The organism is Streptomyces sp. NPDC093252, from assembly GCF_040683675.1.
Lineage (GTDB): Bacteria > Actinomycetota > Actinomycetes > Streptomycetales > Streptomycetaceae > Streptomyces.
In genome coordinates, this window is the sequence record NZ_JBFBEM010000002.1 from 279,874 (window position 1) to 293,506 (window position 13,633).

Sequence of the window (13,633 nt, forward strand, 5' to 3'; positions counted from 1 at the left end):
ATGACGACCACGATCCCCTTCCCGGTCGTGGACGAGATCGCCCGGCACTGCCATCAGCAGGCGGAGCCGGAGACCGTCCACATCGAGGTCCACCTGCCCGGCCCGGTGGACCCGCCCAGGCTGCGGAAGGCGTTCACCGAGGCCCTGGGCCGCCATCCCCGCATCCTGATGCGGGAGGCGGCGGGCCCCTGGTACCGGCGCCGGTACACCTGGGAGCTGACGGCGGAGCCGGATGTCGCGGCGGTGCGCTTCTCGGGGCCGGACGGCCCGGCCCTGGCCGCGGCCCGGCGGCGGTCCCTGGACGAGACGCCGCCGCTGACCGCGTCCCCGCCCATCCGGCTGGAGGCGGTGGACCGCGCGGCCGAGGGCACCGCCCTCGTCCTCACCGTCAACCACACCGCCCTGGACGGCCCGGCCTGTCTGCGGATCCTCGCCACGGCGGCGGAGCTGTACGGGGGCACGGACAACTCCCCCACCGCTCCCCCCGTCCGCCCCGGGCAGCCCCCGCAGTCCGCGCCCGGCGCCCCCGGCACCTGGTCCCGCCCCGCCCGGGTGGCGCCCGGCACGCCCGCGACCTCCGTCCCCGGCAACGAGCTGATCCTCACCGAACTCCCCCTGCCGCACCGCCCGAAGGGCGCCCCCTACACCGTCAACGACCAGTTGATGGTGGCCACCGCCCGCACCCTCGCCCACTGGAACCGCGACCACGGCGCCCCGCCCCGCCCCCTGCGCATCACCATGCCCGTGGACGACCGCCCCCGGGACCTCACCATGCCGATCGGCAACGGCACCCGGCTGGTCGAGGTCTCCTTCACCCCGGACGAACTGGACGGCGCCGACACCTCCGCCCTGCTCCACCGCACCGCCACCCGCACCCGCGCCCTGAAGGCCGTCCCGCGCCCCCAGCTCGGCCATGGCGCGGCCCTGCTGACCGCGCCGGTCGTCCCGGTCGTCTGGCGGGGCGGGCTGACCCGGGCGGTCCGCCGGGCCGCCGCGCCCTGGACGTCCACCACCCTGCTCAGCAACATCGGCCGGATCCCGTACCCGCTGGACTTCGGCGGGGCGGCGGGCCGGGCGCGGGCGGTGTGGTTCTCGGCCCCGGCGCGGCTGCCGCGCGGACTGACCGTCACCACGGCGTCCACGGCGGGCCGGCTGCATCTGGCGCTGCGCTGGTCCCGGACCCTGCTCGGCCCGGACGACGGCGCCCGGCTCCTCGACCTGTTCGCGCAGCACCTCCACACGACGGAGGCCACCGCCCCATGACCGCACCCCCGTCCGTCACGTCCGTCACGTCCACCGCCCCGCCGCCCGGTCTGCGGGACTTCTACGAGAACCCGGCCGTCCCGGTGGCCTCCGGCACCCCCCGCGCGCTGCGGCAGGCGCGGGTGCTGGCGGCGGCGCTGGCCGGGACGCCGGGCGCGACCGTCCTCGACATCGGCTGCGGCGACGGCACCTCCGCCGCGACCGCCGCCCCGCTGCTGCGCGGCCACCGGATCGTCGGGGTCGACTGGTCGCAGGACGCGCTGGCCCGCGCCCGCACCCGGCTGCCGTCCGTCGTGCGGGGCGAACTCGCCGGGGGCGGGCTGCCGCTGCGCACCGGCTGCGCTGACGCGGTGCTGTTCAGCGAGGTCATCGAGCATCTGGTCGACCCGGACGCGGCGCTGGACGAGATCCGGCGGGTGCTGCGGCCCGGCGGCCATCTGATGCTGTCCACCCCGAATCTGGCGGCCTGGTACAACCGGGGGCTGCTGCTGGCCGGGGTGCAGCCGGTGTTCTCCGAGGTGAGCCTGCGCGGGATCCACGGCCGCCCCGGCTCGGAGGTGGTGGGCCATCTGCGGCTGTACACGGCCCGGGCGCTGCGCGGGTTCGTGGCGGCGTCCGGCTTCGAGGTGGTCCGGCTGACGGGGGCGCCCTTCCACGGGGTGCCGCGGGTGCTGCGCCCACTGGACCAACTGGCGTGCGCGCGGCCGTCGCTGGCGTCGATCCTGCTGCTGCACGCCCGGCGGACGTAGGGGGCCGGGCGGTGTGGTGGGGGGTGGGTGCGGCGCTGCTGGCGAACGTGCTCTACAGCACGGGGTTCGTGCTGGAGAAGCGGGCGCTGGGCACGCTGCCCGAGGTGAGCGCGCGGCGCCCGGCGCACCTGCTGCGGCTGGTGCTGGGCAGTCCGCTGTGGATCGCGGGGGCGCTGGCGCTGGCCGCCGGTTTCGCCGCCCAGTTGCTCGTCTACCGGACGCTGCCGATCGCCGCCGCGCAGGGCCTGTTCGTGTCGGGGCTGGTGCTGCTGGTGCTGCTGTCGTCGCGGCTGCTGGGCGAGGAGACCAGCGGGCGGGAGCGGTACGCGCTCGCGGCGATCCTGCTGGCGCTGCTGATGGTGGTGCTGTCGCTGGACGAGGGCGCCGACACGGTCGGCGCGGACGCCCCCTACCCCCTGGTGCTGCTGGTGTGCGTGCCGTCGCTGGCGGCCGGGGTGTGGCTGTACCGGTCGGCCGAGCGCGGCGCCCGCCATCGGCACCGGCTGCCCACGACCGGCGTGGAGTACGGGGTGGCGGTGGGACTGCTCTACGGGGTGTCCTCGCTGGCCATCAAGGGCGTCTCCGGCCATCTGACGACGGACGGCGGCGGCCTCACCGGCGCCCTGACCGCCGTACTGCGCTCCCCGTACCCCTATCTCCTCCTCTTCACCGGCGCGTTCGGGCTGGTGCTGTCGCAGGCGGCGCTCCAGCGGTGCCGGGCCTCGCTGATCGTGCCGGTGTGCACGACGGTGACCTGTCTGTTCACGGCGGTGCTGGGCACGCTGTCGTTCGGTGAGGCGCTGCCCGCGGATCCGCTGAAGCTGGGGCTGCGGATCGCCGGGACCTGTCTGGCGGTCACCGTGCTGCTGGCCATGCCCACACACGACACCGCACCCACGCCCCCCATCGGCGCCAAGGAGCTGACCCCGCCATGAAGCCGGACGACCCCCTGCTGAGGATCCTCGCCTGCCCCCTGGACAAGGAACCGCTGCACCTGCTGCCCCCCGCCGGGGAGCGCGACGACGACGAGGACGGGGCCCTCTACAACCCCCGGCTGCGCCGCCGCTATCCGATCATCGACGGCGTCCCGCAACTGCTGCCGTCCTCCGGCGAGCAGATCCCCGAGGACGAGCACACGGAACTGCTGAAGCGGATGACTCCGTGACGGCGGGCCGGGGCGGCGCGCGGGGGCGCGGGGCCGGTGATCCCGGGGCACGGGGGCGCTGGTCCGGCGACCCGGTGGCACGAGGGCTCGGCACCGGTGATCCGGTCGCCCGCGGACACGGGACGGGTGACCCGGTCGCCCGCGGGCACGGCACCGGCGATCCGGGGTCGCCGACGGCGGCGTCCCGGGTGGCCGCGCTGCTCCCCGAGCGGCTGGTGGCGGCGACCGCCCGAGCCGTGTACCCCCGCTTCGAGCCGGAGCTGACCCATCTGGCCGAGCTGTGCCCGGCGGACTGCGGTACGGCGGTGGATGTCGGCGGCTGGTACGGGCCCTGGACCTGGCGGCTGAGCGCGCGGGCCCGCCGGGTGGTGACGGTGGAGCCGGTGCCGAGGCTGGCCCGCCTGCTGACCTCGACCGCCCCGTCCAACGTCCGGGTGATCCAGGCCGCCGCCGCGGACCACCCCGGAACGGCCCGCCTCTGGCTGCCGACCGGGGACACCGGCGCCCGCGGGCTGTCGTCACTGGTCCGCCGGGACGTGCACGGCCACGCCGTCCCGGTGCGCTGCGTCGCCCTGGACGGACTGGGTCTGCGGGACGTCGGCTTCGTGAAGATCGATGTGGACGGCAGCGAACTGGCCGTGCTGCGCGGGGCGACCGGCCTGCTCACCCGGGACCGTCCGGCGCTCCTGGTGGAACTCGAATCCCGGATCCAGCCGGTGGGCCCGGTGGTGACGTATCTGCGGATGCTGGGCTACGAGGGCTGGGTGCTGCCCGGCGACCGCTGGGTGCCGCTGTCCGGTTTCCCGCTGGAGTCCCACCAGGCCGGTACCGGGCATCTGGCGTCGGTGGGGCTGGTCCGGCGGGTGCTGCCGCCACGGCGGCGCCGGTATGTGAACTCGGTCCTGTTCCTCCCGAAGGACCGCAGGCCGCGGGAGCCGGGACCGGGACCGGGGCGCGGGCGGGCCGACCGGATGAGCCACGATGGACTGTATGTCCTCGGATTCCACACCCGCCGCTGACGGCCGTCCCCCTCCCGTCCTCACCCCCCTCGACTTCACCCCCCGCGACTTCACCCTCGTGCTGCTGCGGCGCATGGCGGACCACAACCCGGACCTGGTGGAGGACGCCCGGCGCGCGCTGGGCGTCGGGCAGGCCGGGATGCGGGAGGCGAACAAGCGCTGGCAGGCGATGGTCCGTTCGCCGCGCTCGCGTCCGGCGGCGAGCCGCTACCGCTCGGTCCTCGGCACCCCGGAGTCGGTGACCGCCCGCCGCATCGGCGACCTGGACTGCGCGGCCTGGCGCTGGCCGCTGCCGCTCTGGTCGGAGCTGCGGTTCGAGGTCCTGCTCGGCCCGGACCGGACGGTGTGGAACGAGTGGCTGGTCCGCGCCCCCGGCGCCCCCGCCCCGCCCCTGCGCACCCTGGCCGACCTGACCCCCTGGTCCTGCACGGTGGACGAGGCCGCCCGCGCCTTCGCCCCGGCCCGCCCCCTCGAAGGCACCGCCCCCACCCGCTGGGGCCTGTCCTTCACGGCACCGGACGGGTCGGGGGCGCGGCGGGCGGTGACCGCCGAATTCACCTGGGGCCTGCTGCAACGCACGACCGTGCGGAGCTGAGCCCGGTCACTCCAGCCCGAGTCCATGGGCGAGGGCACCGGTCCAGGCGTCGACGGCCCGCCGGGTGGCCCGGATCGTCGGCGCGAAGACATCGAACATGTGCGGGACGCCGGGCACGAGATGCAGTTCGACCAGATTCCCGGCGGTGCTGAGCCGGGAGGCGAAGGCGAGCGCCTCGTCCCGGACCGGGTCGATCCCGTTGACGAGGAGATAGGTGGGCGGCAGCCCGTGCAGTGCGGTGGCCCGGCCCGGGACGGCGTACCCGGCGGCCGGGTCGGCGTCCTGGAGGTAGAGCCGCCAGCCGTCCCCGGCGCCCTTGCGGTTGAAGAGCTTCGGGTCGGTGACGGTCCGGGCGGAGTCGGTCTCCAGCCGGTCGTCCAGCACCGGGTAGCCGAGGTAGAGGAACGCGAGCGCGGGCCCCGAGCGGTCCCGGGCGGCCAGCGCGACCCCGGCGGCGAGGGCGGCCCCGGCGGAGTGCCCGCCGAGCGCGATCCGCGCCGGATCGACCCCGAGCCCCTCGGCCTCCGCCGCGACCCAGACCAGCGCCGCGTAGCAGTCGTCGAACCCGGCCGGGTACGGGTTCTCGGGGGCGAGCCGGTAGTCGGGCGCGACGACGGTCACCCCGAGCGCGGCACTGAGCCGCCGGCAGGTCCCGTCCTCGGCGTTGGGCCCCCCGAGGGCGAACCCGCCCCCGTGGAACCAGAGCACCGCAGGCCGCGGCCCCTCGGCGGGCGCGAGCGGGGTGTAGATCCGCACGGTCACGGTCACCCCCGCGGCCGTGACACTCCGGTCCTCGACCCGCACCCTGTCGTCCGACGTGCCGTCCCCGCTGGCAGCGGCGAGGGCCGCCCGGGAGGCCGGGAGATCGGCGAACACATCGAGTTCCGGCAGCACCTCGTAGACGGGGCGGAATTCGGCATCGAGGGTCACGGGCTCGCTCCTTCTGCTCTCTTGGTCACCGCACAATAACGCGCATCTTGTGCAGTGACCAACAAGGGGGCGGCCCGCCCCCGGAAACCCGCCCGTTCGGGCACGCCCATCCCCCGCCCCCTGCCCCCATCCCCCATCCGCCGTCCCCCACCCCCCGCCCCCTATCCCCTGTCCGCCGCCTCCACCACCGCCCCCGCAACCTTCCCCACCGACTCCGGATGCAGATCCAGGAACAGATGGGGCTCGACCAGTTCCAGTTCCATGAGCTGCGGGCGCCCGTCCTCGCCGTCGACGAGGTCGACCCGGGCGTAGAGCAGCCCGGAGCCCCCGGGTACGGCGGCGAGGGCCTGTTCGGCGACGGCGGTCTCCGCCGGGGTCGGCCGCCAGGGCCGGACCCCCGGGTGGGCCGTCTTGCGGACGTCGTACGGGGTGCCCGGGGACAGGACCGGACCCTTGCGGATCGCGTGGATCAGCCGCCCCCCGTAGAACTGGAGGGCCCGCTCGCCCGAGGTGTCGATGGCCCGGACGTACGGCTGGACCATCGCGGTGAAGCCCTCGGCGTGCATCCGCTCCACGTGCCGTACGGCGGTGTCGTGCTCGTCGGGGGTGTAGCGGGCGGCGAAGCGGGCGCCCGCGCCCGAGGTGGGCTTGACCACGTACTCCGCACCGGCCGGGAGCGCCAGCACCTCACCCGGGGCCGCGTAGGCGGTCGGGACCGTGGGGACACCCGCCGCCGCCAGGTCGCCCAGATAGCGCTTGTCGGCGTTCCAGCGCACGACCGGCGCCGGGTTGGCCAGGCGGGTGAGGGCGGCGCAGCGGTCGGCCCAGGCCAGGAACTCCCCGGCCCGCCAACTGTAGTCCCAGGTGGAGCGGATCACCGCGAGGTCGAAGGCCGCCCAGTCGGCGTCCGGATCGTCCCACCGCACGGCCTCCGCGTCGGCGCCCGCCGCCCGGACCGCCGCCAGCAGCCCCGGCAGATCCGGATCGACGGCGACCTCGGGGCCGGGCCGGCAGGTGACCAGAGCGATACGCGGCACGGGACGACTCCTCCTCGTACGGGGTGATCATCGGACAGCGGGCAGGCTAACAATCGGACCGGCCGGCGAGAACCCCACGGCAGGCGCTTGACCTTCACCTTCGGGGAGGCTTCAGCATCGGTGGCGGAACCGGAGGAGGTTTCCAGGTGGAGCGGACGGAACACGGACGCATGCTGACGATCGGCGCCTTCGCCAGGGCGTCCCGGCTGTCCCCCAAGGCCCTGCGGCTGTACGACGGGCTCGATCTGCTGCGGCCCGCCCGGGTGGACCCGGACACCGGGTACCGCTACTACGCGGCGGGCCAGTTGGAGCGGGCCCGGCTGGTGGCGTGGCTGCGGCGGCTGGGGATGCCGCTGGCGCGGATCCGCGAGGTGTGCGGGCTGGAGGCACCGGCGGCGGCGCGGGAGATCCGTGCGTACTGGACCCGGGTCGAGCGCGAGACGGCCGAGCGACGCGATCTCGCCGGGTTCCTGGTGGACCACCTGTCGCAACGAGCGGGACGAAGAGACAAGGACGACATCGCCATGACGACCAGCACCCTCACCCTGCGCTACGCCGCCCACTCCGACCGGGGCCGGGTGCGCCCGGTCAACCAGGACACCGCATACGCCGGGAACCGGCTGCTGGCCGTCGCCGACGGGTACGGCCCGGCGGGCGGACCCGCGAGCACCGCGGCCGTGGAGACCCTCAAGGCCCTTGAGGGGGCGGAGGGAAGGGGGGAAGCGGAGGTCTCGGCGGGGGAGGTGCTGAATCTGCTGGAGGCCGCCGTGCTGGACGCGGCTCTCGCCGTGGAGGAGGCGACGGCGGGGGCGGGGGCTGCTCGGGCCGAGGACGCCGGGACCACCCTCACCGCCCTCCTCCTGACCGGCTCCCACCTCGCCCTCGTGCACATCGGCGACTCCCGCGCCTATCTGCTCCGCGACGGCGGGCTGTTCCGCGTCACCCACGACCACACGGTGGTGCAGGCGATGATCGACGAGGGGCGGCTGACCCCGGAGGAGGCCGTCACCCACCCGCAGCGGACCCTGCTCCTCAACTCCCTCACCGGCACCGGCCGCCCCGCCCCGGATCTGCGGCTGCACACCGCCCGCCCCGGCGACCGCTATCTCCTGTGCAGCGACGGCCTCCCGGCGGTCGTCCCGGACGCCGCCCTGCGCACGGCCCTGACCGCCGCCCCCTCCCCCGAGGACGCGGTGACCGCCCTGATCGCCGCCGCGAACGAGGCGGGCGGACCGGACAACATCAGTTGCGTGGTCGCCGATGTCCACCACGACCACGACGGCCACGACGGCCACCATGGCCGCGACGACGGCGACGACCGCGACGATCGCGGGACCGCGGCGGCCTGACAGGCTGGCCCGGACCGCCCCCCCGGCCGGGAAGGCGCCGGGAAAGGGCCGGGGATGGGCCGGGAATGGGTACGTTGCTTGCGGCACAGGCCCACCCGCCGAGGTGCGCACGACGACGCAAGGAGTACCCCACGTGTCCCCACTCTTCCCGGCCCTGCGCCACGCCCCCGCCGGACGGGCCGCCCTGCGGTTCGGCGACCGCTCCCTGACCTACGGCGGGCTCGCCCGCGCCGCCGGGGCCGTCGCGGAGCGGGTCCGCGGGGCCCGGCGGGTCGCCGTCTGGGCCACCCCGGAACTGGAGACGGCCGTCGCCGTCACCGGGGTGCTGACCGCCGGGGTGGCCGCCGTACCGCTCAACCCCCGGTCGGGCGAGGCGGAACTGGCCCATGTCCTCGGCGACAGCGCCCCCGACGCGGTGCTGGCCGCGCCCGGTGCCGTCCTGCCCGCCCCGCTCGCCGCGCTGGAGCGGATCGACGTACGGGCGGACGCGGAGGGCGCCGTGCCCCCGGACGACGCCGACGACGCCGCCCCCGCCCTCGTCGTCTACACCTCCGGCACCACCGGCCCGCCCAAGGGCGCCGTGCTGCCCCGCCGGGCGGTCACCGCCACCCTGGACGCGCTGGCCGACGCCTGGCGGTGGACGGACGCGGACGTCCTGGTGCACGGGCTGCCGCTGTTCCATGTGCACGGGCTGGTGCTCGGGATCCTCGGGCCGCTGCGGCGCGGCGGAGCCGTACGGCACCTGGGCCGGTTCGACACCGCGGGCGTGGCCCGGGAGCTGAACGCCGGGGCGACCATGCTGTTCGGGGTGCCGACGATGTACCACCGGATCGCCGAGGCCCTCCCGGACGAACCCGGGCTGGTGAAGGGGCTGGCGGGGGCGCGGCTGCTGGTCTCCGGGTCGGCCGCGCTGCCGGTCCACGACCACGAGCGGATCGCCGCCGCCACCGGCCGCCGGGTCGTCGAGCGGTACGGCATGACCGAGACCCTGATGAACACCAGTGTCCGGGTGGACGGGGGCGCCGCCCGCGCCGGGACCGTCGGCGTCCCGCTGCCCGGGGTGGAGCTGCGGCTGGTGGAGGACGACGGGACGCCGGTCGCGGTGCTCGACGGGGAGAGCGTGGGGGAGATCCAGGTGCGCGGGGCGCATCTGTTCACCGAGTACCTCAACCGGCCCGACGCCACCGCCGCCGCCTTCACCCCCGACGGCTGGTTCCGCACCGGCGACATGGCCGTCCGCGACCCCGACGGCTCGGTCCGGATCGTCGGCCGCAGGGCCACCGACCTGATCAAGAGCGGCGGCTACAAGATCGGCGCCGGGGAGATCGAGAACGCCCTGCTGGAGCATCCGGGGGTGCGCGAGGCCGCCGTCACCGGGGAACCGGACCCCGACCTCGGGGAGCGGATCGTCGCCTGGATCGTGCCGACCGACCCGCAGAGCCCGCCGCCGGACCAGGAACTGGCCGACCATGTGGCCCGGCGGCTCGCCCCGCACAAGCGGCCCCGCGTGGTCCACCACCTCGACGCCCTGCCCCGCAACGACATGGGGAAGATCATGAAGCGGGCCCTGCGCCATGACTGACCGGCTCTCCGCCCGCGCGGTCCTGGCCCTCGTCACCGACGACTTCGCCGAACTCCCCCACCCCGCCGGGCGGCACGCCCCCGACGGCCCCCTCGCCTGGCACGGCTACGACGCCGCCCGCGCCCGCGCCGCCGCCCGGACCGGCGAGGAGGAGTCCGTGGTCTGCGGCACCGGCCGCGTCGAGGGCACCCGGGCGGTGCTGATCGCCTTCGAGTTCGGCTTCCTCGGCGGCTCGCTGGGCGCCCGGACCGGCGACCGGCTGGAGGCGGCGTACACGTACGCCCGGGAGCGGCGGCTGCCGGTGGTGCCGCTGATCGCGACCGGCGGGAGCCGGATGCAGGAGGGCATGGTCGCGCTCACCCAGCTCCAGCGGGTGGCCCGGCAGTCGGAGCTGACCCGGCGGGCCGGGCTGGCGCAGATCGCCGTCCTGCGCGACCCGACGACCGGCGGCGGCTGGGCAACGCTGGGCGCGGGCGCGGATGTGATCCTGGCGCTGCCCGGCGCCCAGGTCGGCTTCGCCGGCTCCCGGGTCCGCCCACCGGACGCCGACCCGACGGCGTACACCGCCGAGGCCCAGGTGGCGGCGGGCGCGGCGGACGCGGTCGTCCCGGCGGGGGAACTGCGGGAGGTACTGGGCCGGTGGCTGCGACTGCTGGGGGCCGGGGCGGGGGCTCCCGGGGCGGAGGCTGCCGGGGCGGAGGCTCCCGGGCCCGACGGCTCCGGGCCCGACGGCTCCGGGGCGGACGCCCCCGGGCGACCCCATACCCCCGCACCACCCCCCACCCCCCTCGGCACCACCGCCCTCCCCCGCACCGGCTGGGACGCCGTCACCGCCGCCCGGGACCCGCGCCGCCCCCGCGCCCCCCAGTACCTGGACGCCTACTTCGGTGAGCGGGCGGAGATCAGCGGCGACCGCTGCGGCGGCCGGGACCCGGAGGGCATGCTGTGCGGGTTCGGCACCCACGAGGGCCGTACGGTCGCCTACGCGGCGCAGACCGGGGCCGCGACCCGGCCCGCCGGGTACCGCACCGCCGCCCGGCTGATCCGGCTGGCCGGCCGACTGGGCATCCCGGTGCTGACCCTGGTGGACACCCCGGGCGCCGCCAATGACGCGGCGGCGGAGCGGCAGGGGGCGGGCGCGGCCATCGCCGAGGTGTTCGGCGCGGTGGCCGCCGCGCGGACGCCGGTCACCACACTGGTGATCGGCGAGGGCGGCTCGGGCGGGGCGCTGGCCCTGGCGGCGCCCGGCAACACCTATGCCACTCCCGACAGCTACTTCTCGGTCATCGCGCCCGAACTCGCCGCGCAGATCCTCAAGCGGGAACCGGCGGAGACACAGGCCACGGCGGACCAACTCCGCGTCCGCCCACAGGACTTGGCCGAGCTGGGGGTGGTACGGGACCGAACAGGCGATCAGTTATTCCCCGGAACAGGTGATCGTCACCCGTGAGGGTGTCCGGGGCTCCTGTGATTGACGATACTTACGGTGCGCAAGCGACGGGATGCATACCGTAGTTGAGCGCAGGTCCCACACTCATGCGCAGCAATGCGTCATCGCAAGGAGAACGCACGATCATGAACCTTCTCACCGACATCCTCGCCGGTCTCCTCCACTTCGTCGGCTGGCTGGTCTGACGGTTCGAAGAGTCACACAGCACGTCTGCGCGGCGCCGTCCCCCCGTCCCAGGGTGGCGGCGCCGCCGCATGTCCGGGGCGCCCAGGGGGTGTTCGGGTCCGTCCGGGGGGCGTTCGGCGGGACAGCGGCACGGGAACTCGGCAAGAATGGCGCCCGTCAGGATCAGGGAACGGCGGGGGAGCGGACGGGGCATGGACAGTCTGGTGAAGTTCACGACCGAGGACGGCGCGCTGATCGTGGTGGAGGGCGATCCCGACGACCCGGGCGCCCGGCTGATCTCCCGGGGCGACTCCCCCGCGCAGGCCGCCCGCACCTTCGAGAGCGCGCTCACCGGCGTCCGCGCCGCCGCCGCGTCCGCGCTGCGGGTGTTCCGCGACGGCACCCTCCAGCCGGACGCCGTGGAACTGGAGTTCGGGGTGAAGCTCAGCGCGGAGACCGGGGCGGTCATCGCCAAGGGCGCCGCGGAGGGCCACCTCGTGGTCAGACTGACCTGGACACCGGGCCCCCGCACCCCGGACGCCCGCGACCAGCACGACACCCGCGCCACTCGCGCCATCGACCCGGCGCCGACCGCCTGAGGCGGCGACCCCATGCGAACGGACGCCTGGCACACCAGGGTCGACTGCGGCAGGGAAGTCGGCGCCGGTTTCCTGATCTCCCCGCGCCGGGTGCTGACCTGCGCGCATGTGATCCGGTTCAGCGAGACGGCGCAGATCACCGTCCGGTTCCCGGGCCGCGCCGACCTCGGTGCCCTCGCCGCGTCCGTCACCGTGCACGGCGGCTGGCGGGGCGGCGCCACCGACCCGGGCGACCTCGCCGTACTGGAGCTGGAGCGGGCGGTGCCGGTGACCCCGGCCGCGTTCGCGCCGCCCGGCGCCGAGGGACGGGGCGCGGAACTGGTGGCGTACGGGTTCCCCCGGGGCTACGACGAGGGCATGGTCGCCTCCTACCGGGCCCTGCCCGGCCCGCTGATCTCCGGCGAGTGGGTGCAGTTGGAGGCGCTGACCGGGCACGGGCAGCCGCTGGCGGGCGGGTTCAGCGGGGCGGCGGCGACCCTGGCGGACGGCAGGGTCGTCGGGATGGTCACGGCGGTCGCGGGCGGCCCGGACACCCGGGTGGGCCGGATGCTGCCGACCGAGGTGCTGGCCCGCCACTGGGGCGGCCTCGGCGAACTCGTCCCCACCGACGGCCACCGCCCCGAACTCCGGCGGCGGCTGTACGGGCTGGTCCGCCGGGCCGAGCGGGCGGGACTGCCGTACCGGCCGGACCAGGTGTACGTCGACGCCGTGGGCGAGTTCGGGCCGCCGCTGCCGGAGGGCGGCTTCGGGTCGCTGGAGCGGGTGGCGGCGTATGTGCAGTGGGAGGTGGACGACCCGGAGGCGGTGGCGCGGCTGGCGGATCTGCTGGACCGGCTGCTCGCAGCGGAGCCGCCGGCCGGACCCGCCCGCGCGCCGGAGGCCCCGGGCTCCCCGGGCGCCCCCACCCCCGCCGAACCACCCCCCGACTGGTCCCCGATCGTCGTCGAGATCGAGCACAGCGGGGCGGGCGCCGACCAGGTCACCGTCGAGGTCTTCGCCTACCGCGACGGCCACCGCCGCCCGGTCGGCGCGCGCCGGCTGCCGCGCGGCGGGGTGCGGGCCTATGTCCAGGAGCGGATCGACGAGGCGTTCACCCAGCTCGCCCCCGGCGCCGACGAACTGCTCACCTTCGTCCTCCCGCGCGATCTGCTGAACGAACCGGTCGCCCGCTGGGCGCGCGGCGCCGACGACTCCACCCCGCTGGGCTGCGCCCACCCCCTGGTGGTCGCCGACCGCTCCCGGCACCGCAGCGGCGGCCACCGCCACCAGCTCGCCAAGAAGTGGCAGCAACGGGACGCCGACGGCGGCACCGCCCCGCAGCGGGTGGCCTGCGACACCGAGGAACGCCCGCCCCACCTACGTCTTCGGCTGCGCGCCCCGGAGGTCGTGATGGCGGCGTACGCCATAGCGCCCGGTGCCGCCGGAGCCCACTTCGAGGTGGGGCTGCTCGCCCCCGTGCCGGTGCTGCTGTGGCCGCGCGCGGGCTGTCCCGGCCCGGGGCACCCCGGCGACTGCGCGGGCACCGCCTTCCTGGACCGGGTCGCCGAGTCCGTCACCGGCGTCCCGCCCGCGCAGCTCCCCCGGCTCCTGCTGGACCTGCGCGAGAGCGCCGCGGCGACCGACGAACCGGACCAGCACTGGGCACACGACGTCCAGTTGATGTGGGACGACCCGCGCTGCTTCCCGGAGCCGACCGCCTGCGACCACTCCCCGGTGGCCTGAACCGATGA

The 13,633-nt window shown here is 75.9% G+C and carries 13 protein-coding genes; 11 read left to right on the plus strand and 2 right to left on the minus strand.

All coding sequences use genetic code 11. The features are described 5' to 3' along the window. From AB0O01_RS04440 to AB0O01_RS04465, 6 genes are all read left to right on the plus strand, one after another. The gene (locus AB0O01_RS04440; RefSeq protein WP_365311239.1) at positions 1-1,263 is read left to right on the plus strand and encodes a condensation protein; all 1,263 of its coding nucleotides are present in this window, start codon (positions 1-3) and stop codon (positions 1,261-1,263) included. Next, positions 1,260-2,012 (plus strand): methyltransferase domain-containing protein, encoded by a 753-nt coding sequence (locus tag AB0O01_RS04445; RefSeq protein ID WP_365310932.1) that lies wholly within the window; start codon positions 1,260-1,262, stop codon positions 2,010-2,012. The genes AB0O01_RS04440 and AB0O01_RS04445 overlap by 4 nt, the downstream gene beginning before the upstream one ends. Positions 2,013-2,035: 23 nt before the next feature. Continuing rightward, positions 2,036-2,947: a hypothetical protein gene (locus AB0O01_RS04450; protein ID WP_365310933.1), complete on the plus strand. Its 912-nt coding sequence runs from the start codon at positions 2,036-2,038 to the stop codon at positions 2,945-2,947. Then, positions 2,944-3,177, plus strand: a complete 234-nt coding sequence (locus tag AB0O01_RS04455; RefSeq protein ID WP_365310934.1) for a Trm112 family protein — start codon at positions 2,944-2,946, stop codon at positions 3,175-3,177. Before AB0O01_RS04450 ends, AB0O01_RS04455 begins: the two co-directional genes overlap by 4 nt. A gap of 188 nt (positions 3,178-3,365) precedes the next feature. Continuing rightward, positions 3,366-4,196 carry an FkbM family methyltransferase gene (locus AB0O01_RS04460; RefSeq protein WP_365311240.1) on the plus strand — a complete coding sequence of 277 codons (831 nt, stop codon included), beginning with the start codon at positions 3,366-3,368 and terminating at the stop codon, positions 4,194-4,196. Next, complete coding sequence (locus tag AB0O01_RS04465; RefSeq protein ID WP_365310935.1) at positions 4,159-4,791, plus strand: hypothetical protein; 633 nt, start codon at positions 4,159-4,161, stop codon at positions 4,789-4,791. Before AB0O01_RS04460 ends, AB0O01_RS04465 begins: the two co-directional genes overlap by 38 nt. 6 nt (positions 4,792-4,797) lie before the next feature. Here AB0O01_RS04465 and AB0O01_RS04470 read toward each other — a convergent pair whose 3' ends face one another. Further along, complete coding sequence (locus tag AB0O01_RS04470) at positions 4,798-5,721, minus strand: alpha/beta hydrolase (protein WP_365310936.1); 924 nt, start codon at positions 5,719-5,721, stop codon at positions 4,798-4,800. 161 nt (positions 5,722-5,882) lie between these two features. Next, positions 5,883-6,758: a hypothetical protein gene (locus AB0O01_RS04475; RefSeq protein WP_365310937.1), complete on the minus strand. Its 876-nt coding sequence runs from the start codon at positions 6,756-6,758 to the stop codon at positions 5,883-5,885. Between the two features lie 170 nt (positions 6,759-6,928). On the opposite strand from AB0O01_RS04475, the gene AB0O01_RS04480 reads away from it, so the two are divergent. The 5 genes from AB0O01_RS04480 to AB0O01_RS04500 all read left to right on the plus strand — a co-directional run bounded on the left by AB0O01_RS04480 (position 6,929) and on the right by AB0O01_RS04500 (position 13,625). Further along, entirely contained in the window at positions 6,929-8,107 is a 1,179-nt protein-coding gene (locus tag AB0O01_RS04480; protein ID WP_365311241.1) for a MerR family transcriptional regulator, read from the plus strand. A gap of 133 nt (positions 8,108-8,240) precedes the next feature. Continuing rightward, the gene (locus AB0O01_RS04485) at positions 8,241-9,689 is read left to right on the plus strand and encodes an acyl-CoA synthetase (RefSeq protein ID WP_365310938.1); all 1,449 of its coding nucleotides are present in this window, start codon (positions 8,241-8,243) and stop codon (positions 9,687-9,689) included. Further along, complete coding sequence (locus AB0O01_RS04490; RefSeq protein WP_365310939.1) at positions 9,682-11,139, plus strand: carboxyl transferase domain-containing protein; 1,458 nt, start codon at positions 9,682-9,684, stop codon at positions 11,137-11,139. Before AB0O01_RS04485 ends, AB0O01_RS04490 begins: the two co-directional genes overlap by 8 nt. A gap of 377 nt (positions 11,140-11,516) precedes the next feature. Next, positions 11,517-11,903 (plus strand): CU044_2847 family protein, encoded by a 387-nt coding sequence (locus AB0O01_RS04495; RefSeq protein WP_365310940.1) that lies wholly within the window; start codon positions 11,517-11,519, stop codon positions 11,901-11,903. Positions 11,904-11,915: 12 nt separating this feature from the next. Beyond that, positions 11,916-13,625, plus strand: coding sequence for a trypsin-like peptidase domain-containing protein (locus AB0O01_RS04500; RefSeq protein WP_365310941.1), 1,710 nt, complete (start codon positions 11,916-11,918; stop codon positions 13,623-13,625). The last annotated feature ends 8 nt before the right edge of the window (positions 13,626-13,633 follow it).